Source organism: Tsukamurella sp. TY48 (assembly GCF_019656655.1).
GTDB classification, from domain to species: Bacteria; Actinomycetota; Actinomycetes; order Mycobacteriales; family Mycobacteriaceae; genus Tsukamurella; species Tsukamurella strandjordii.
The window spans coordinates 865,678-884,526 of the sequence record NZ_BPMV01000001.1 but is presented as its reverse complement, the minus strand read 5'-3'; the positions used below and the strand labels follow the sequence as shown (position 1 = coordinate 884,526).

At 70.9% G+C, this 18,849-nt stretch carries 20 protein-coding genes; 11 read left to right on the top strand and 9 right to left on the bottom strand.

Annotated elements, in window-relative coordinates; translation table 11 throughout:
• Positions 1-3: 3 nt before the first annotated feature.
• The 3 genes from TTY48_RS04330 to TTY48_RS04320 are packed head-to-tail and all read right to left on the bottom strand — an operon-like array spanning position 4 to position 2,815.
• Positions 4-1,311, bottom strand: a complete 1,308-nt coding sequence (locus tag TTY48_RS04330) for a primosomal protein (RefSeq protein WP_220656333.1) — start codon at positions 1,309-1,311, stop codon at positions 4-6.
• A 26-nt stretch (positions 1,312-1,337) separates the two neighbouring features.
• Positions 1,338-2,501, bottom strand: coding sequence for a C40 family peptidase (locus TTY48_RS04325; protein WP_220656332.1), 1,164 nt, complete (start codon positions 2,499-2,501; stop codon positions 1,338-1,340).
• Positions 2,498-2,815, bottom strand: a complete 318-nt coding sequence (locus TTY48_RS04320; RefSeq protein ID WP_220656331.1) for a hypothetical protein — start codon at positions 2,813-2,815, stop codon at positions 2,498-2,500. Before TTY48_RS04320 ends, TTY48_RS04325 begins: the two co-directional genes overlap by 4 nt.
• Before the next feature lie 63 nt (positions 2,816-2,878).
• Between TTY48_RS04320 and upp the strand changes: the two genes are divergently transcribed.
• A complete protein-coding gene (gene upp, locus TTY48_RS04315; RefSeq protein WP_220656330.1) occupies positions 2,879-3,508 on the top strand; it encodes a uracil phosphoribosyltransferase in 630 nt (209 codons plus the stop codon).
• A gap of 4 nt (positions 3,509-3,512) precedes the next feature.
• Here upp and TTY48_RS04310 read toward each other — a convergent pair whose 3' ends face one another.
• The 3 genes from TTY48_RS04310 to TTY48_RS04300 are packed head-to-tail and all read right to left on the bottom strand — an operon-like array spanning position 3,513 to position 6,498.
• The gene (locus TTY48_RS04310) at positions 3,513-4,052 is read right to left on the bottom strand and encodes a hypothetical protein (RefSeq protein ID WP_220656329.1); all 540 of its coding nucleotides are present in this window, start codon (positions 4,050-4,052) and stop codon (positions 3,513-3,515) included.
• Complete coding sequence (locus TTY48_RS04305) at positions 4,049-5,662, bottom strand: phospho-sugar mutase (RefSeq protein WP_220656328.1); 1,614 nt, start codon at positions 5,660-5,662, stop codon at positions 4,049-4,051. Before TTY48_RS04305 ends, TTY48_RS04310 begins: the two co-directional genes overlap by 4 nt.
• Positions 5,662-6,498, bottom strand: coding sequence for a purine-nucleoside phosphorylase (locus TTY48_RS04300; protein WP_255585497.1), 837 nt, complete (start codon positions 6,496-6,498; stop codon positions 5,662-5,664). The genes TTY48_RS04305 and TTY48_RS04300 overlap by 1 nt, the downstream gene beginning before the upstream one ends.
• Positions 6,499-6,530: 32 nt before the next feature.
• Here TTY48_RS04300 and TTY48_RS04295 point away from each other — a divergent pair, with 32 nt between their 5' ends.
• The 3 genes from TTY48_RS04295 to TTY48_RS04285 are packed head-to-tail and all read left to right on the top strand — an operon-like array spanning position 6,531 to position 9,624.
• Positions 6,531-7,241 (top strand): enoyl-CoA hydratase/isomerase family protein, encoded by a 711-nt coding sequence (locus TTY48_RS04295; protein WP_220656327.1) that lies wholly within the window; start codon positions 6,531-6,533, stop codon positions 7,239-7,241.
• 2 nt (positions 7,242-7,243) lie between these two features.
• A complete protein-coding gene (locus TTY48_RS04290) occupies positions 7,244-8,443 on the top strand; it encodes an amidohydrolase (RefSeq protein ID WP_374758677.1) in 1,200 nt (399 codons plus the stop codon).
• Positions 8,440-9,624, top strand: coding sequence for an amidohydrolase (locus TTY48_RS04285; protein ID WP_220656326.1), 1,185 nt, complete (start codon positions 8,440-8,442; stop codon positions 9,622-9,624). Before TTY48_RS04290 ends, TTY48_RS04285 begins: the two co-directional genes overlap by 4 nt.
• A gap of 167 nt (positions 9,625-9,791) precedes the next feature.
• Here the strand turns inward: TTY48_RS04285 and TTY48_RS04280 are convergent, their stop codons facing one another.
• Entirely contained in the window at positions 9,792-10,778 is a 987-nt protein-coding gene (locus tag TTY48_RS04280; protein ID WP_220656325.1) for a helix-turn-helix domain-containing protein, read from the bottom strand.
• A gap of 55 nt (positions 10,779-10,833) precedes the next feature.
• Here TTY48_RS04280 and TTY48_RS04275 point away from each other — a divergent pair, with 55 nt between their 5' ends.
• A complete protein-coding gene (locus TTY48_RS04275) occupies positions 10,834-11,052 on the top strand; it encodes a hypothetical protein (RefSeq protein ID WP_220656324.1) in 219 nt (72 codons plus the stop codon).
• Positions 11,053-11,121: 69 nt separating this feature from the next.
• Complete coding sequence (locus tag TTY48_RS04270; protein WP_220656323.1) at positions 11,122-11,508, top strand: hypothetical protein; 387 nt, start codon at positions 11,122-11,124, stop codon at positions 11,506-11,508.
• Between the two features lie 44 nt (positions 11,509-11,552).
• On the opposite strand, the gene TTY48_RS04265 is transcribed toward TTY48_RS04270, so the two are convergent.
• Positions 11,553-12,053 (bottom strand): gamma-glutamylcyclotransferase, encoded by a 501-nt coding sequence (locus TTY48_RS04265; protein ID WP_220656322.1) that lies wholly within the window; start codon positions 12,051-12,053, stop codon positions 11,553-11,555.
• 89 nt (positions 12,054-12,142) lie between these two features.
• On the opposite strand from TTY48_RS04265, the gene TTY48_RS04260 reads away from it, so the two are divergent.
• The 3 genes from TTY48_RS04260 (at position 12,143) to TTY48_RS04250 (ending at position 15,220) form a co-directional block, all read left to right on the top strand.
• Positions 12,143-13,546 carry an NAD(P)H-quinone dehydrogenase gene (locus TTY48_RS04260; RefSeq protein ID WP_220656321.1) on the top strand — a complete coding sequence of 468 codons (1,404 nt, stop codon included), beginning with the start codon at positions 12,143-12,145 and terminating at the stop codon, positions 13,544-13,546.
• Between the two features lie 6 nt (positions 13,547-13,552).
• Positions 13,553-14,410 carry an RNA polymerase sigma-70 factor gene (locus TTY48_RS04255; RefSeq protein WP_220656320.1) on the top strand — a complete coding sequence of 286 codons (858 nt, stop codon included), beginning with the start codon at positions 13,553-13,555 and terminating at the stop codon, positions 14,408-14,410.
• Between the two features lie 78 nt (positions 14,411-14,488).
• Complete coding sequence (locus tag TTY48_RS04250) at positions 14,489-15,220, top strand: SDR family oxidoreductase (RefSeq protein ID WP_220656319.1); 732 nt, start codon at positions 14,489-14,491, stop codon at positions 15,218-15,220.
• Here TTY48_RS04250 and TTY48_RS04245 read toward each other — a convergent pair.
• Positions 15,217-15,768 (bottom strand): AAA family ATPase, encoded by a 552-nt coding sequence (locus TTY48_RS04245; RefSeq protein WP_220656318.1) that lies wholly within the window; start codon positions 15,766-15,768, stop codon positions 15,217-15,219. The genes TTY48_RS04250 and TTY48_RS04245 overlap by 4 nt on opposite strands.
• Before the next feature lie 101 nt (positions 15,769-15,869).
• Here TTY48_RS04245 and TTY48_RS04240 point away from each other — a divergent pair, with 101 nt between their 5' ends.
• Together TTY48_RS04240 and TTY48_RS04235 are read left to right on the top strand one after the other, a co-directional pair.
• Positions 15,870-17,033, top strand: coding sequence for a PLP-dependent aminotransferase family protein (locus TTY48_RS04240; protein ID WP_220656317.1), 1,164 nt, complete (start codon positions 15,870-15,872; stop codon positions 17,031-17,033).
• Between the two features lie 99 nt (positions 17,034-17,132).
• Positions 17,133-18,842, top strand: a complete 1,710-nt coding sequence (locus tag TTY48_RS04235; RefSeq protein ID WP_220656316.1) for a sodium:solute symporter family protein — start codon at positions 17,133-17,135, stop codon at positions 18,840-18,842.
• Positions 18,843-18,849 lie beyond the last annotated feature (7 nt).

Below are 18,849 nucleotides of genomic sequence, written 5' to 3'. Positions count from 1 at the left end.
CCGCTACTTCTTGGTGAGGCGGTCCTCGAGATCGTGCTCGAGGGCCCGCCACGCCTCCGCCTCGTTGTCGAACGGGCCCGACGGGGCCAGGCGCCGCGGCTGCGGATCCAGCGCGTAGGAGACGAAGAATCCGAGCGGGGTGGTGGGGCGCAGCGCGTCCCGCACCGAATCGTCGTCCGCGAAGTCGGCGGAATCGAGCAGCAGCTCGACCGCGAGGTCCAGCTGGTCGCGGTCGATGCGCCGCGGACCGTCGGCGATGTCCTCGCCGATGCCGGGCAGCACGTAGACGTTCTCGTCGAGCACGTCCACCTCCAGCGAACCGTCGGTGGCGGCCACCTGCACCTCGTCGAAGGTCGACACGGCCGACAGGTCGCTGTCCGCATCGTCCGCGAGGTAGCGGGCGAGCGCACCGGGGGAGTCGAAGACGTAGATCTTGCCCTTGCGGCCCAAGAAGATCGGGCTGTCGTCGAGGTAGCAGCGCAGCGTGTAGTACTCGCCGTCCGAGGTGATGATCTTGATCGGGTCGATCCCCACCTGGCCCCAGAACGAGTCGTCCTCCTCGAACTCCTCGTCGTCCTCGTCCTCGCCGTCGGCTTCGGCCTCGTCGGCCTCCGTCTCGTCGTCGAGATCGGTGTCCAGCTCGTCGTCGAGGGTGTCGAGGTCGTCGTCCTCGAGCTCGGCGTTGTCGGCGGCGAGGGCGGCGGCCTTCTCGGCGGCCACGGCCAGCTCCTGCTCCGCGGTATCGGTGGCCGAGGCGGCGACCTTCGGGGCGCTCACCACGGTCTCGATGGCATCGACCACGTCGTCCCACTTGCGGCTGATGATCTGGCCCACCTTGTGCCACATCTCAGCGCCCTCGCGGCCCTCGAAGTTGCGGGTGCCGATCCGGACGGTGCCCAGCACGGGGTTGCCGTTGAAGAACTTGGTGACATCGATCAGCTCGCACACCTCGCCGATGAGGCCCACGATCTCCAGGGTGTCCTCGAGCTCCGCGATCACCTCGGGAGTCGGCTCCTCGGCGGCCAGCTCGGGCACCGAGATCAGGTCGAAGCTGCGGTCCTCGCGGGGGAGGAAGGCCTCCGCGGGCAGCGTGGTGAGGGCCTCCCACGCCGGGTGATCATCGAGGTCGTTGGCCGCGCCGCTGCGGGCGAAGGCCACCAGCTCGGCCACGGAGGAGAAGCCGTACAGATCCTCGTCGAGACCGAGGAAGGCCTCCCATTCGTCCTCGCCGTCCCGCCAGCGGGGAGCCCACAGGGTGTACACCGGGCCGTCGGTGAGGCCGAGTTCGATCGGGACGATGTCAGACGCCATGGCGCCCACACTAGTGCACCGCACCGTCAGCCGGTGGGCCGCCAGAAGCCATGGAATCCCTGGCCGATGTTGTCGGTGCGGATCGAGGAGAGCTGCACGGGGTCTCCCGCCTCCACCATCATGCCGTTGCCCACCACCATGGCGACGTGGCCGTCCCACACCGCCAGATCTCCCGGCTGCAGATTCGATGCGCTGACCTGGGAGCCCACCACCTGGTCCACCGCGATCCGCGGCAGTTCGAGGCCCGCCTGCCGGTAGGCCCACTGGGTGAGGCCGCTGCAGTCCAATCCGACGCCCGGCGCGGTCCCGCCCCACGCATACGGGACTCCGATCTGCGTGAGCGCCGCCTGGACCGCCGCGGCGGCCTTCGCGTTCGGTGCCTTCACCACCGAGCCGTCGGGCAGCCGGATCGACACCCCGCCCTTCGCGTCGGTGGTGGTGGCGCTCCCCTTCGTGCTCTTCGCGCTCGTCGCCTGCGCCTTCGACCCGCCCGTGCCCCGGCCGGAGCCGCCCGACGATCCCGTGAGCGCGGCCGGCAGCGTGCTCAACCCACCGCCCCCGGACGAACCCCCACCGCCGGTGCTCGCGCCGCTACCGGGCGAGGCGGTGGCGGCCGGGGCGGTCCCGGTGGCCGAGGCCGGCGTGGTGGCCGCACCACCGCCGTCGACGGTGCCGGGTGCGGTGGGCGTGCTGGACGCGAGTTCGTTGACCTTGCCGGTCTCGCCGTCGAGCTCGCCGCGCACCCGCTTGAGCACGTCGAGCGCCTGCTGCAGATGATCGGCGGCCAGCGTGAGCACGGCGATGAGCCCGGTGGGATTCGCCAGCGACGGGTTCGCCGCCTCGGCCTGCTGGACGAAGGAGTCGAGGATCCGCTGGAGATCGGCCTGGCCGGTGCGCACCTTCTCGGCGGCCACCGTGACCGACTCCTTGAGGGCCCCGGTGTGCTGCGACAGGTCACCGGCCGAGATGCCCCCGGTGCCGATGGTGCGCTGCGCCGCGCCGGCGTCCACGCCCGTCCACGCCTGTCCCACCGAGACGTTCGTGGTGCGGGTCTGCGCGCTGATGCGGTCCAGCTCCGTCTGGATCGCCGTGATCGCCGCATCGACCCCGGCGGTGGTCAGATCACCCGTGCCGAAGGCGTCGAGGAGGGAACGCAGGGGCGCCGCGAGCGCCTGCACGATCCCGTTCACACCGCGCCGCCGATCACGCCGAGCAGCGATGCGGTCCCGCCGGCCTCCGTGGCCGCCGCCGAGGCCACCGTCTGCGCCGCACCCGCCGCGGCGGAGGCGTAGAACGCGGCCAACCGCGCCAACTCGGTATCGGTGGCCGCGACCGCGCCCAGCAGGCCGGCCAGGTAATCGCCGCCCACCACGCCGAACACCGGGGTGAGTGCGGCCCCCGTCGCCGCGCCCGCGCCGGTCACCGCGGTCACCGCCGTGGCGAGCGAGCCCAGCGCGCCGCCGGCGCTCACCACCGACGGCAGATCCATCTGGAATTCCTCCATGCCCGTACCCCCTCATCAATTGGACGGTCCAGATGCCCGCGGGGTTCCCGATACGCTTGCCCCATGCAGATCACCGTGGTCGACCACCCCCTGGCCGCCGTCCGGCTCACCGCCCTCCGCGCGGTCTCCACCGACAACGCGTCGTTCCGGGCCGCCCTCAAGGAACTCACGCAGATGCTGGTCTACGAGGCCATGCGCGATGCGGCCGTGGTCGCCGAGCCCGTGACCACCCCGCTGGAGGTGACCGACGGTGCGCGGCTCGCCGCACCCCCGCTGCTGGTACCGGTGCTGCGCGCCGGGCTCGGCATGGTGGACCAGGCGCACGCGATGCTGCCGGAATCGCAGGTGGGCTTCGTCGGGATGGGGCGCAACGAGGAGACGCACGTCCCCGAGCCCTACTTCCAGTCGCTGCCCGCCGACCTGGCCGGGCGCCCGGTGTTCGTGCTCGACCCGATGCTCGCCACCGGCGGCTCGATGGTGGAGACGCTGGGACTGCTCGCGCAGCGCGGCGCCACCGATGTGACCGCGGTGTGCGTGGTCGCGGCGCCCGAGGGCGTGCAGGCGCTCGCCGATTGCGGCCACCCGGTGCGGCTGGTGACGGCCGCCGTGGACCGCGGGCTCAACGAGAACGCGTACATCGTGCCGGGCCTCGGCGATGCGGGCGATCGCCAGTTCGGCCCCCGCTGGACCTGATGCCTCAGCCGGCCCAGAATCCGGTGGCCGGTTCGGTGAATTCGCCCGTGGCGGTGGAGATCACCAGCCCTTGCGGGGTGATGTTGATGGTGGCGTCCGGTGCGCGTGCCACCCAGCCGGGCCCGGCGGGCAGCACACCGTCGATGCGGGTGCCCACGCCGGTGTCCGAGCGCCAGCCCGCGTAGTACAGCGCATCGCCGCGGGCGCACACCACCGCCTGCGAGGTGGCGGTGAGCACGATCATCCGGGCGGGATCGGCATCCGCGCACCGGGCCGGTGTGCCGATGAATCCCTGCCGGTCGGTGCCCGGGACCGTGGGCGCGGGCGGCTCGGGGGTCGGCACGGCCGGGCTCGTCGACGCGGTCGACGGTGCCGCCTGCACGGCGGAGGACGACGACGGTGCCGCGGTCGGCGCGCTGTCCTCCCGGCCGTTGACGAAGGCCGTCGCACCCGCGGCGGCGGCCACCACGATCAGCACGCCGACCACCACGGCCACCGCGATCACCCGGGTGCGGCCGGAATCGGAACCGCGCGGCCCGCTCACGCGAGCTCCGCCCAGCCGCGCACCGTCTCCGTGACGGCGGACAGCCGCGCCCGCGCACCGTCGACCGCGGCATCGACCCGGTCGTCCGACACCGGCTCGACCACTTCCAGGTAGAACTTCGCCTTCGGCTCGGTTCCCGAGGGCCGCACGGTGACTCGCACCCCGTCGCCGCGGAAGACCAGGGCGTCGGTGGCCGGACGGGCCTGCTGCAGATCCTCGCAGGCGACCGGGGTTCCGGCCACCTCGGTGGGGGGATCGGCGCGCAGCCGGGCCATGATCGCGGCGATCCGCGAGACGTCCTCCACGCGCAGCGAGTACTGGCTGGTGAGGTATACGCCGTGCCGGCGGTACAGATCGTGCAGGGCGTCGAGCAGGCCGCGGCCGGCCGCCTTGAGCGACGCCGCGTAGGAGGCGGCGACCACGGCCGCCGAGATGCCGTCCTTATCGCGCACCGCGGCCGGGTCCACGCACAGGCCCAACGCTTCCTCGTACGCGAAGACCAGACCGGACCCGGCGCGAACCAGGTTCTTGAAGCCCGTCAGGGTGCGGGCGTACCGCGCTCCGTGGCTCTCCGCGATCGCGCCGAGCAGTTCGGAACTCACGATGGTCGTGGCCACCAGCGCATCCGACGGTGCGCCGGGCAGCGGCGAGGCGAGCAGGTGATCGCCGAGCAGCGAACCGGATTCATCGCCGGTGAGCATCCGCCAGCCGTCGGGGCCGCGCACGCCGAGGGCGCACCGGTCGGCGTCCGGGTCGAGCGCGACCGCGAGGTCGGCCTCCACCCGTTCCGCCAGCGCCAGCAGCAGGTCGGCCGCGCCCGGCTCCTCGGGATTGGGGAAGGTGACCGTGGGGAACTCGCCGTCCGGGACGAACTGCTCCTCGACCACGTGCACATCGTCGAAACCGCTGCGCCGCAGCGCCTCCACCGCGACCGCGCCGCCCACCCCGTGCATCGGCGTGAGTGCGATCCGCAGCGGCGCCGCCGGTGCGCCGGTGAGCGAGGCGACCCGGTCCAGGTACGCGGCGATCACCTCGGTGGCGCGCGGATCCTGCGGCACCGCAGCGCGTTCGATCGAGGATGCGCCGGGCGCACCGTCGATCAGCTTCTCGATCTCCGCATCCGCGGGTGCCACCAGCTGGGCGCCGCCGTCGAGGTACACCTTGTAGCCGTTGTCGGCGGGCGGATTGTGCGAGGCCGTGATCTGCACGCCCGCGACGGCGCCGAGCGCCTTGGTGGCGAACGAGACCCACGGCGTGGGACCGGGTTCGGGCAGCGCGACCACGGCGAAGCCCTGCGCCGCGAGCACCTCGGTGGCCGCCGCGAAGAAGGCCTCACTGCCGCGCCGGGCGTCCCGGCCCACCACCACGGTGCCGCCGCCCAGGCACTTGCCCTTGAGCCATTCGCCGAGTGCCCAGGTGGTCCGGGTGACCACCGCGACGTTCATCCCCGATGGTCCGCCGCGCACCGGCCCGCGCAGCCCGGCGGTGCCGAAGGTGAGCGGCGCGGCGAAGCGCTCCGCGAGCTCCTCGGCGCCGAGCGCCTCCAGCTCGGCACGGGTCTGCGGATCGGGGTCGGCGGCGATCCAGGCCAGTGCCTGCGGCGTGCTCACTACATCGCCTCGATCACGTCGGCGAGCAGGCCACCCATGCGTGCCGCCGCCTCGCGGCCCGCCTCCAGTACTTCCTCGTGGTTGAGCGGTTCGCCCGTGATCCCCGCCGCCAGGTTGGTCACCAGCGAGATGCCCAGCACAGCCGCATCGGCCGCGCGGGCGGCGATCGTCTCGTGCACCGTGGACATCCCCACCAGATCGGCGCCCAGCGTGCGCAGCATCCGGATCTCGGCGGGCGTCTCGTAGTGCGGGCCGGGCAGACCCGCGTACACGCCCTCCTTCAACGTCGGATCGACCGTGCGCGCCAACGCCCGCAGCGCGGGGGAGTAGGCGTCCACCAGGTTCACGAACTCCGCGCCGACGAGCGGCGAACGGGCGGTGAGGTTCAGGTGGTCCTCGATGAGCACGGGCTCGCCGACGAACATGCCCTCGCGCAGACCGCCCGCTGCGTTGGTGAGGATCACCGTGGTCGCTCCGGCCGCGCAGGCCGTGCGCACGGGGTGCACCACGCGGGACAGGTCGTGGCCCTCGTAGGCGTGGGTGCGGCCCAGCAGCACCAGCACTCGCTTACCGCCCACGGCCAGCGCGATCGCGGTGCCCTTGTGACCGGCGGCGCTGGGCGGTGCGAAGTGGGGGAGATCCGCCATCGGGACGGACCCGATCGCGGTGCCGCGCGCCGTCAACGCCTCCGCCGCGGGCGCCCAGCCGGAGCCGAGCACCACCGCCACATCGAAGGGTTCACCGCCCGTGGCGGCGGTGAGCGCCGCGGCCGCTTCGCGGGCCGCAGCGGAGGGATCGTCGATGCCGGAGTCGCGTGCCGAGTGCAGTTGCGCCATGGCCCCAGATGCTAGCGGCTATCGTGATGTCCATGCCTTACGTCACGCGGACCGACGACGTCTTCACTCTGTTCCTGGGCGATGAGGGCGTCGAGCTCTCGGAGACCAACCCGGAGAACCGCTTCTCCCCGGACTGGGTCGATGCGGTGCACGCCCGCCTCGATGAGATCGAGGCGCAGGCGGCCGGGTCGCCCGCCGCGCTGGTCGTCACCGCCACCGGCAAGTTCTTCTCCAACGGTCTCGACGTGATGTACATCCTGGCCAACGTGGGTGAGCTCCCCGCCTACCTGGACCGGGTGCACACCGTGTTCAGCCGACTGCTCACCTTCCCGATGACCACCGTGGCCGCGGTGAACGGCCACGCCTTCGGTGCGGGCGCGATGCTCGCCCTCTCCTGCGATTTCACCGTGATGCGCGAGGATCGCGGATTCTTCTGTCTCCCCGAGGTGAGTCTCCAGATGGGCTTCACGGTGGGCATGGCCACGCTGCTCCGTTCGCGACTGCCGTACCAGACCGCCGTCGAGGCGATGACCACCGGACGGCGCTACGGCGGCGGCGACGCGGTGGCCGCGGGCATCGCCCAGGCGACCGCCTCGGAGGCCGAACTGCTGCCTTCCGCGACGGCGCGCGCCGCCGCGAACGCCGCGGCCGACGGCCCCACGCTGAACAAGATCAAGAACGATCTGCACGCGCCGCTGATCGCCGATCTCGCGGTGCCCACGACCGAAGTCAAGTTCGGCTGACGGTGCCGGTGCCCGTCACCTCCACCCTCGCCCGCCTGACCGAGACGGTCGACGCCGCAGCGCCCGAACTGGTGGCGCTCAGCCATGCCGTCCACGCGCGGCCCGAGCTGGCCTTCGAGGAGCACTACGCCTCGGGGCTGGTCGCGGATGCGCTCGCCGGGCACGGCTTCGCGGTGACCCGCGGCATCGCCGATCTCGAGACCGCCTTCGTCGCGCGCAGCGGCTCGGGGCCGCTCCGGGTGGCGGTGTTCGCCGAGTACGACGCCCTCCCCGGCATCGGGCATGCGTGCGGGCACAACATCATCGCCGCCGCGGGCGTCGGCGCGGGCCTCGCGCTCGCCTCCGTCGCCGACGAGCTCGGGCTCACCGTGGAGGTGTACGGGACTCCGGCGGAGGAGTCCGGCGCAGGCAAGGTGCTCATGCTGCGGCGCGGCGCCTTCGACGGTGTCGCCTGCGCCGGGATGGTGCATCCCGCCCCCTTCGACGTGGTGCGCACGCGCACCCTGGCGCTCGCCGACCTCGCGATCGCCTTCACCGGACGCGAGGCGCACGCCTCCGCGGCCCCCTGGGCGGGGCGCAATGCGGGCGACGCCGCGACTGTGGCCCAGGTGGCGCTGGGGCTCCTGCGCCAGCACCTGGAACCGGGCCAGCAACTGCACGGCTTCGTCAGCGAAGGCGGCACCGCGCCGAACGTGGTACCCGCCGCGACCGAACTCCTGTACTACCTGCGCGCGGAGACCGCGGAATCCCTGGAGCGGCTGGCCGCGCGGGCGGACGACTGCTTCGCGGCGGGGGCGCTGGCCACCGGCTGCACCCACGAAGTCCGCGAGGTCTCGCCGAGCTACTCCGAGCTCCGCAGCGACGACGCCCTGGCCGACGCGTACCGGGCCGCGGCCATCGCGATCGGTCGCGATCCGGTGGCGCCCGAGTACGAGCGGGCGGTGCCCCTGGGGAGTACCGACATGGGCAATGTGAGCCACGCTGTACCGTCGATCCATCCGCTGATCGGCCTGGAGACCGACGGTGCCGTGACCCACCAGCCCGAATTCACGGCCGCCGCCGCGAGTCCCTCGGCCGACCGGGCCGTGCGCGACGGTGCGCTCGCCCTGGCCGCCGCCTTCGCCGCGGTCGCGGAGGACGAGACGGAGCGCGCACGGCTACAGGACGGGGCCGAGCGCCGGGGAAGGAACGGCGGACAGTGAGCGGCACGACGGGCGCATCGGCCCGGGTCGACGAGTGGTTGCAGCGCAAGAGCGACTGGCTGCGGGACTTCCGCCGCGATCTGCACGCGCACCCCGAGCTGTCCTGGCGCGAGCAGCGCACCACGAAGGTCGTCTTCGAAGCACTCACGGCCGCGGGCCTGCACCCGCGCAAGCTCTCCACCACCGGGCTGGTGTGCGACCTCGGTCCCAGCACCGGTGAGCGGGTGGCGCTGCGCGCTGATATGGACGCGCTGCCCATCCACGAGGCCACCGGCCTGGACTTCCAGTCGGGCAATCCCGGTGTCTCGCATGCGTGCGGACACGATGCGCACACCACGATCCTGCTGGGTACCGCGCTCGCGCTGGCCGAGGCCGATGCCGCCGGCGAGCTGCCGGTGGGGGTGCGGCTGATCTTCCAGCCCGCCGAGGAGGTCATGCCCGGCGGTGCGCTGTCCGCCGTCCGCGACGGCGTGATGGACGGTGTCTCCCGGATCTACGCGCTGCACTGCGACCCGCGGATCGAGGTGGGGAGGATCGGCGTGCGGTCGGGTGCCATCACCTCCGCCGCCGATCACGTCGAGGTGATCCTGCACTCACCGGGCGGTCACACGTCCCGTCCGCACCTGACCTCGGACCTCATCTACGGGATGGGCACCGTGATCACCGGGCTGCCGGGCGTGCTCTCGCGCCGGGTGGACCCGCGATCGGGAACGATCATGGTGTGGGGAGCGGCGAACGGTGGCTCCGCGCCCAACGCGATCCCGCAGATCGGTGCCCTGCACGGCACCGTGCGCACCGGGGAGCATCACATCTGGGCCACGCTGGAGCCGCTGGTCCGCGACATCATCGACGGGCTGCTCTCGCCGCTGCGGATCAAGTACGAGGTCAACTACACCCGCGGCGTGCCGCCGGTGATCAACGAGGAACGGGCCACCGCGATCCTGTCGGCGGCGGCGCTCGCCGTCTCGCCCGACGGCGTGACCGACACCCCGCAGTCCGGCGGCGGCGAGGACTTCTCCTGGTACCTGGAGGAGTCTCCCGGCGCCATGGCCCGGCTGGGCGTGTGGTCGGGCGAGGGACGCCAATACGACCTGCACCAGCCGGATTTCGTGCTCGACGAGCGCGCGCTGGAGATGGGTGTGAAGGTGCTCACCAACGTGGTCTTCGGCTCGGCGGAATAGTCTTCCGCGGAGTTCCGGGCGCGGCTTCGGAGCTCTAGGGGTGAGGGGCGTTCGTCCCCCGCGCCGCGCCGATCCGCGGTGAATTCACTCCGACCCCCATCGGAAGCACATCGTGCGGTGGGGGAGGCGAGGTTGCGTGGGGGAGGCCGTCGTCCCCCACGCGGCGATCATCGGCGGGTGACGAGGGCGTCCCCGATCGCGGTGCGCCGGTACAGGACCCGGCGGCCGTAGCGAGCACTGTCCACGATCCCGTTGGCGCTGAGCACCTTCAGGCTCTGCGAGATCGCCGACGGTGACACCCCCAGAACGCGAGCCAACTCACTGACCGCCGATGGTTCCTCCAGTGCCACCAGCAGGTCCGCCTTCGCCGCACCGATCAGCTTGCGCAGCGCGTCGGCGGCGACGGGCGGTGCGGATTCGGTGAGCGTGGCGGAACCTCTTGCCGGGTAGGCGATATGAGGTGCGGCGCAGTTCGGGTCGTGGGCGGCACCCACGCCGCCGATGAAGATGCTGGGAACGAGCGACAGGCCCCGGCCGTCGGAGGCGAATTCGCCGCTCGCCGATGCGCAGGACACATCGATCCGAAGTTCTCCCGTGCGGTTCCACGCCACCCGGGGCGTCAACGATCGGAACAGCTGTGCCGGACCTCCCGCTGCCAGCTCGCGTCCCCGATAGGTGATATCCGACTCGAGGATGCGTTCGATGGCCGGCCAATGGGGGTGAATCGCCGCGCGGTGGTAGTCCGCGAGTACATCGGCGATGTGCCCGGCCGGGTCGGGGTCGCTGAGCAGCGTCTCCAGGACGGGGCTCACGGGAGCGCCCTCGCCGAGCTGCACGAGCTGCTGCCGCACTGCGTCGGCATCCGCGCTCGCGACGAGGCGCACGTGCTCGTCGAAACTCGGGCGCGCGTTCCCCGCTGGCGGCGGAGTCAGGAAGTCGGGTATCTGCGCGCCGGAAGGGGAGACCAAGGCCGTGATGGTTGCGTGGTCGAAATGGTCTCGACGGGCGAGGGCGTCGTGGCGCCAGCGCGCCAGGTGCGGACCGAACGAGAGATCGGAGCGGAGGTGGAACAGGCTGAGCGCGGTCTCGTTCAAGGGGGACAGCACGAATCGGGCGTCGGCCAGATCGCCGACGTCCAGCACGTAGGTCAACATGTAGGCGCCACCTAAATCGTTGGAACCTTCGCCGCGGTTCGCGTGTACTCGGGATATGAGCGGATATCGAGAACACTGGAACCTGACATCGGATCCACCGGTAGCAGCAGTCTATGCCCGGCTGGCGGATCTGCACGACGAAGCGACGACACGGCACCGCGAGGATCGTCCGCGGCCCGGGCTGCGGCTCACCGTCGCCGGTGCGCTGCGGCGCCTGGCGGCGGCCATCGAGCCGGCCCCGTCGGCGAAGGCCTGCGGCCCCGAGGCCGCCTGACCTCGGTCGTACGCGCGATCACAAGCGTCCGGCAATCGTGCCTTAGGCGCGCCCGCATAGCTTTCGGGCATGACAGCAGCACCCTCCGCCATCAGGATCGAGCTCGACCGAGTGCTGGGCGCCGTGCCGATGGTGGTGGTCGACGGCATGATGCAAACCGCGAACCTGAACTGGCTGGTGGTTCCCGTCACGCCCGGGGTGCATCGCGTGGCCGTGACCGAGACCTATCCCACCACGCAGGGCTGGGTGAATCTGGACGTGCCAGTGGCACCCGGGCAGATGGCCACGGTCTACTACACGAGCCCGCACATGGGCATGGGGTACGGGCGGATCGGCCTGGTGCCGCAGTCGCGTCCCGGCGCGGGCACCGCCACGGTGGTCTGGAGCCTGGCCGCGATCCCAGCTGTGATGCTCCTCGCGGTCATCGCCATCGCGCTGTGGATCGTCCTGGCCTGACTCGTCGGCGGGCGGCCCCCACCGACCTCCGGAGCTGACTGACGTCAGGCCTCCGGCGCACCGTCGGCGGCGGCGCCGGGACCGGGGCCCACGTTGCGGGACTCGCGGGTGCGGATGTCGAGGACGTACTCCTGCGGCGCGCCGGCGATGTACGCGGCGTCGGCCATCACACCGAGGTAGCGGGCTGAGGGCAAGCCGCCCTCGAAGGCGTCCACCACGTACAACCAGGCGAGCACGGAACCCCCGTCGGTGAGCTCCACCCGCACCTTGAGTTTGACGTGAATACCCAGCTCGGAGCCCTCCCAGCGGTCGAGGGAGACCTCGTCGTCGGTGGTCACGTCGTAGAGCACCACGAAGACCTTGGCGTCCGGATCGGACGGGTCCTCGGTGACGGTGGCGAGCGCGCCCTCCCAGCCGATGTCCTCGCCGGAGAAGGTCAGGCGCCAGCCGTGGATCCACCCCGTGCCGTACATCGGCGAGTGCGGGGCGCGCTCGGCCATCTGGTCGGGGTGCATGTTGGAGCCGTAGGCGGCGTAGATCGGCACAGGTCAGACTTTAGCGCGCCGGCCCGGGTGGGCGGTCGGGTGCGATGGTGCCCGCACGCGTCGCGGCGGCGGACGATAGCGTTGGACCCATGACGAACATCGTGATCATCGGCGGCGGTCCGGCCGGGTACGAGGCGGCGCTCGTGGCGGTGGCGCACGGCGGCGACGTGACCGTGATCGAGGCCGACGGCATCGGCGGCGCGTGCGTGCTCTACGACTGCGTGCCGTCGAAGACGTTCATCGCCTCGACGGGCATCCGCACCGAGACCCGGCGCGCGGTGGACTTGGGCATCGAGCTGCACTTCGAGCGCGTCGAGATCGACGTCGAGCGGATCAACAGCCGCGTCAAGGACCTGGCCGCCGCGCAGTCGGCCGACATCCGCGCCCGGCTCGCGGGGGAGGGCGTGCGGATGATCCGCGGCCGCGCCTCGTTCGCGCCCAGCAGCCCGGGCATGGCGCAGCACGTGGTGAACGTGGTGACCCCGTCCGGCGGGGAGCAGACGCTGGAGGCCGATGTGGTGCTCGTCGCCACCGGCGCGTCGCCCCGCGTGCTGGAGTCCGCACAGCCCGACGGTGAGCGCATCGTCACCTGGCGTCAGCTCTACGACCTGGAGGAGCTGCCCAGCCACCTGGTGGTGGTGGGCTCCGGTGTGACCGGTGCCGAATTCGTGCACGCCTACACCGAGCTGGGCATCAAGGTGACCCTGGTGAGTTCGCGCGACCGCGTGCTGCCGCACGAGGACGAGGACGCGGCGCTGGTGCTGGAGGACGCGCTGGTCGATCGCGGTGTCTCGCTGGTCAAGCGCGCCTACGCCGACAAGGTGGAGCGCACGGAGGACGGCGTGATCGTGCGGCTCACCGACGGGCGCACCGTGGAGGGCTCGCACTGCCTGATGACCGTGGGATCGATCCCGAACACCGAGGGCATCGGCCTCGAGGACGTGGGCATCGAGCTGAACAAGGGCGGCTACATCCCCGTGGACCGCGTCTCGCGCACCAAGGTGCCGGGCATCTACGCCGCCGGCGACTGCACCGGCGTGCTGCCGCTGGCCTCGGTGGCCGCGATGCAGGGCCGCGTCGCGATGTACCACGCGCTCGGCGAGGGCGTCTCGCCCGTCAAGCTCAAGACCGTGAGCTCGGCCATCTTCACCCGCCCCGAGATCGCGACGGTGGGCGTCTCGCAGGCCGCCATCGACGAGGGCACGTACCAGGCCCGCACCGTGATGCTGCCGCTCGCGACCAACCCGCGCGCGAAGATGTCCGGCCTCAAGCGCGGTTTCGTGAAGGTCTTCTGCCGTCCCAACACCGGCATGGTGATCGGTGGCGTGGTGGTGGCGCCGAACGCCTCCGAGCTGATCCTGCCGCTCACGCTGGCGGTGCAGAACGGACTCTCGGTCGACGATGTGGCGCAGACCTTCTCGGTGTATCCGTCGCTCGCGGGTTCGGTCACCGAGGCCGCGCGTCAGTTGATGCGTCAGGACGATCTGGCGTAGCCGCCCGTGCCGGACACCGCGCTCGACGCGTTCACCCGCGCCCGCCCGCGGCTGTTCGGCATCGCCTACCGCATCCTCGGCTCCGCACCGGATGCCGAAGACGTGGTGCAGGACGCGTGGCTGCGCTGGGCGGGCGGTGACCGCACCGACGTCCGCGATCCCGAGGCCTTCCTCGTGGTGACGGCGACGCGGCTCGCGCTCAATCTCGCCCAGTCGGCGCATGCGCGGCGCGAGGCCTATGTGGGTCCCTGGTTCCCCACCCCTGTGGACACGGAGTCCGATCCGCAGCTCGGGGCCGAGCGCCGCGCTGCGCTGGAGCTGGCGGTGCTGCACGTGCTGCAGCGGCTCGGTCCGGCGGAGCGCGCGGCGTACGTGCTGCGGGAGGCCTTCGACTACCCGTACGACCGGATCGCCGAGATCCTGCAGATGCGCGAGCCCGCGGTGCGGCAGGTGGTGAGCCGCGCGCGCAAGCGGGTCGACGGTGAGCGGCGCACCACCGCCTCGCGCGACCGGCTGCGCACGCTGCTGGACGCCTTCCTGGCCGCCGCGCACGCGGGCGATGTCGCCGGCCTCGAAGCGGTACTGGCCGCGGACGTGGTGAGCGAGACCGACGGCGGCGGTGTGCGCCGGGCCGCGCGCCGCACGGTGGTGGGCGGCAACGACGTGGCCCGGTTCGTCGCGGGATTCTCCACCCGGTTCTGGCCGGACGCACAGGTGCGGATCGTGGAGGCCAACGGCCAGCCCGCGGCGCTGTTCCTGCACGACGGGCGGCCCTCCGCGCTGCTCTGCGTGAGTGCCGACGACAGCGGGATCTCGCAGCTCATGTGGGTCATGAACCCGGAGAAGCTCACTGATTTCGGCTGAGCTGTCACAGACCGCGGCGCTGTCCGGTCCTTGATGCAGAGCCCGCGGACGTCGGGCCGGCACAGAAGGAGAAGCGAGATGGCGAAGTTCGTGGTGATCGGCGGTACCGGACTCATCGGTTCCCAGGTGGTGAGCGTGCTGCGGGGCGACGGACACGAGGTGATCGTGGGGGCGCCGAGCACGGGGATCAACGCCGTGACGGGGGAGGGGCTCGCGGGCGCGCTCGACGGTGCCGATGTGGTGATCGACGTGGCCAATTCCCCGTCGTTCGAGGACGACGCCGTGCTGGAGTTCTTCACCGCATCCACCGGCAACCTGTTGGCCGCGGAGAAGGCGGCGGGAGTACGGCACCACGTCGCGCTCTCGGTGGTGGGCACCGATCGGCTCGCGGAGAGCGGGTACTTCCGCGGAAAGATCAAGCAGGAGGAGTTGATCCGTGACGGTGGTGTGCCCTACTCGATCGTGCGGGCCACCCAGTTCTTCGAGTTCGTACCGGGCATCGCCGCCGCGTCGACCGTCGACGGTGTGATCCGCCTGCCGGGCGCGGGCATCGCGCCGATCGCCTCCGCGGATGTGGCGGCCGCGGTGGCCTCCGCCGCCACGGCCGCGCCGCTGGGCCGCTTCGCCGAGGTGGCCGGGCCCGACACCTTCGCCCTCGACGAGCTGGTGCGGCGCGCTCTTGCGGCGAACGGCGATGAGCGCGAAGTGGTCCGCGATCCGCAGGCCACCTACTTCGGCGCGCACCTGGACGAGGACACCCTGCTCCCCGGTCCCGACGCGGCCCTCGCGGGCACCAGGTTCTTCGGCTAGGGGCTTTCTGGCGGCGACAGGGCGGCGCAGAGTCGGGCGAGCCGCTCGTCGGGCCGGCCCGTGACCTCGACGACCCGGGTGCTCCCCATGAGGTCGGGATCGTCGACGAGGTCGAGGAGCGCGGCATCGGTCGCGGCTCGAAGCTCCCGGTCTTCGTCCGCCGAGACCGTGATCGGGTCGCGGTGCTGCAGCGGGAGCAGGACGAGGAGGTCCACCGAGGTCATCGCCTGCGCCGTGGTTACGGCGCCGCGCTCGATGTATCCGGCGGACCGGCTCGGCCTTCCCAGATCGCGAAGGGCGTGGAGGTAAGCGAGGAAGTCGATGGGGCCGCGTTCGGCGATCACCCGGTCGCCTCGCCGCCGTCCGCGCAGCCGGTCGGCGGCGATCACGAGCTGGGAGTAGAACAACCCGGCGTCTACCTCGAGTGCCTGGTCCGCGAGAGCGTCGAACGGGTCGGGCAACACCTCGTACTCGGGGTTCACTCGGACGAAATCGTCGATCAGCGAACTCTTTCCGCTGGCATGGGTACCGGAGACGACGATGCGCATGACTCGGACACTAGCCCGACGGAGGGCGATACACCTCCAACGATCTCATTGAATGAGATATGAATCTCGCATTGTGAACCGCGCTGTGTCAGAGTCTTCGCATGACGACACACGGAGAACTGGGGTCGGCGGCCGTGCGCAATGTGCGCGGGTCGGCGATCCGTGACCTACTCGCGATCACCGACCGGCCGGGGGTGATCTCGCTCGCAGGTGGCCTGCCCGCACCCGAATTGCTTCCCACGGAGCGGATCGCCGCGGCCGCGGCGCGGGCGCTGGCGGCACCGTCGAGCCTGCAGTACGGATTGACGACGGGCGCACCCGCGCTCCGCGAGGTGGTGCACGCCCGCGAATCGGCGGCGATCGGGCGCGATGCCGGCTCGGTGGTGATCACGCACGGCTCGCAGCAGGCGCTCTCGCTGTTGGCGCAGGTGCTGCTCGATCCCGGCGACACGGTGGTCGTGGAGGACCCGGGGTACACCGGGGCGTTGCAGGTGTTCGCCACCGTGCGAGCGAACATCGAGGCGGTGCCGATGGACGGCGACGGCATGTGCGTCGACGCGCTGCGGCCCATCCTCGAACGCGGCGGTGTGCGGGTGGTGCACACGGTCTCGAACTTCCACAATCCCGGTGGTGCCACGCTCTCGGCCGAGCGACGCGCGGAACTGGCAAGGCTCGCGGACGAATTCGGGTTCTGGATCATCGAGGACGATCCGTACGGCCGTCTGCGGTTCCGGGGTGACGAGGTGGCGCCCGTTGCCGCGCACACCGACCGGGTGATCCGGCTCTCGAGCGCATCGAAGATCATCGCGCCGGCGTTGCGCGTGGGGTGGATGCACGGCGATCCGGCGGTCCTGGCACTCGTCGAACGGATCAAACAGGGTGCGGACCTGTGCGGCTCGAGCCTGACGCACGCGATCGCCGCCGATGTCCTCGCGGACGAGCCGTGGCTCGACGCCCACGTCGCGCGGATCCGCTCCGTCTACGGCGAGCGCGCGCAGGCCCTGCACGCAGCGCTGACCGAGCGGTTCGGTGACCGGCTCACGCTGACCGAACCCGCTGGGGGCATGTTCCTCTGGGGCGAGTTCGGCGACGGCACCGACACCGCTGCGGCGCTCCCCGCCGCGGCCGACGCCGGAGTCGCGTACGTCCCGGGTGCCGCGTTCGCCGTGGTGGGAGGGCATTCGACGGCGCTGCGGTTCTGCTTCACCACGGCCGAGCCGGAGGTGCTGTTCGAGGCCGTGAAGCGTCTTGCGACCGTTCTCTGACACTTCTGCCGCACAAATTCAAACAATCTTCATCGTTCCAGTGTTTGAGCCTGTTAGATTCCGTGGACTCATTGCTGCGACTGAAGGGGACTATCGGCCATGAACCTGGCGATGGACGCTCCGCTCCGACTGAACGTCGGATTCCTCGATTACTGGTTGATCGCGATCTACTTCGTGTTCGTGCTGGGAATCGGCTACCTGGCCCGGCGGCAGGTGGCATCGAGTCTCGACTTCTTCCTGTCCGGGCGGCGGCTCCCCGCATGGGTCACCGGCATCGCCTTCGTGTCCGCGAACCTCGGCGCCGTCGAGATCATGGGCATGTCGGCGACCGGCGCCCAGATCGGCATGTCGACCTTCCACTACTACTGGATCGGCGCCGTGCCGGCCATGGTCTTCCTCGGCCTGGTGATGATGCCGTTCTACTACGGCTCGAAGGTCCGCAGCGTCCCCGAGTTCATGCGTAAGCGGTTCGGAACAGGTGCGCACCTGGTGAACTCGATCAGCTTCGCCGTGGCACAGGTGCTCATCGCCGGCGTCAACCTCTTCCTGCTCGGCACCGTGATCAATGTGGTCCTCGGCTGGCCGCAGTGGGTTTCGCTGCTCGTCGCGGCCGCGGTGGTGCTCACGTACACCGTGCTCGGCGGTCTCTCGGCCGCGATCTACAACGAGGTGCTGCAGTTCTTCGTGATCCTCGCCGCGCTCGTCCCGCTCACGGTGATCGGCCTGATCAAGGTGGGTGGCTGGAGCGGCCTGCGCGAGAAGGTGATCGAGACCCGCACCGACAAGGGCGTCACCGCCACCGTCTCCGAACAGTTGCACACCTGGCCGGGCCAGGCGCTCAGTGGATTCGAATCCCCGGTGTGGTCCGTGGTCGGCATCGTCTTCGGTCTCGGCTTCGTGCTCTCCTTCGGCTACTGGACCACCAACTTCGTCGAGGTCCAGCGGGCCATGGCATCCGATTCGATGTCGGCCGCCCGCCGCACTCCGATCATCGGCGCCATCCCGAAGATGTTCATCCCCTTCGTCGTGGTGGTTCCGGGCATGATCTGCGCCGCCGCGATCGGCGACATGATGAATCTCAAGAACAACGGTGCGGCCGAAGGAGTCACGTACAACGACGCGATGTTGCTCATGATGCGCGACATCCTGCCCAACGGCCTGCTCGGCGTCGCGGTCGCCGGCCTCATCGCCTCGTTCATGGCGGGCATGGCGGCCAACGTCTCCGCCTTCAATACCGTCTTCAGCTTCGACCTGTGGCAGCAGTACGTGGTCAAGGACCGGGAGGATTCGTACTACATCAAGGTGGGACAGGTCGCCACGGTGATCGCCGTGTTGCTCGCCGTCGGCACCGCGACCATCGCCGCCGGGTACTCCAACCTCATGGACTACCTCCAGACCCTGTTCGGCTTCTTCAACGCCCCGCTGTTCGCGACCTTCCTGCTCGGCATGTTCTGGAAGCGGATGACCCCCACCGCGGGCTGGGTGGGCCTGGTGGCCGGCACGTTGGCGGCCATCACGGTGTTCATCCTGCAGAAGACCGGGGTGATCGACCTCCCAGGCCAGGGCATGGCCTTCGTCGCCGCCTCCGCGGCGTTCGTGGTGGACATCCTGATCTCGGTGGTGGTCTCGTACTTCACCATGCCCAAGCCCGAGGCCGAGCTCAACGGCTACGTGTACTCGCTCACCGATAAGGCGATCCTGCGCGGTGCCGAGGAGTCCGATGCGGTCGCTCCGTGGTACGCGCGTGCCGTTCCGCTCGGCATCGCCGTCCTCGCCACCACCCTGGTGCTGGGCATCATCTTCCGCTGATGAGCCA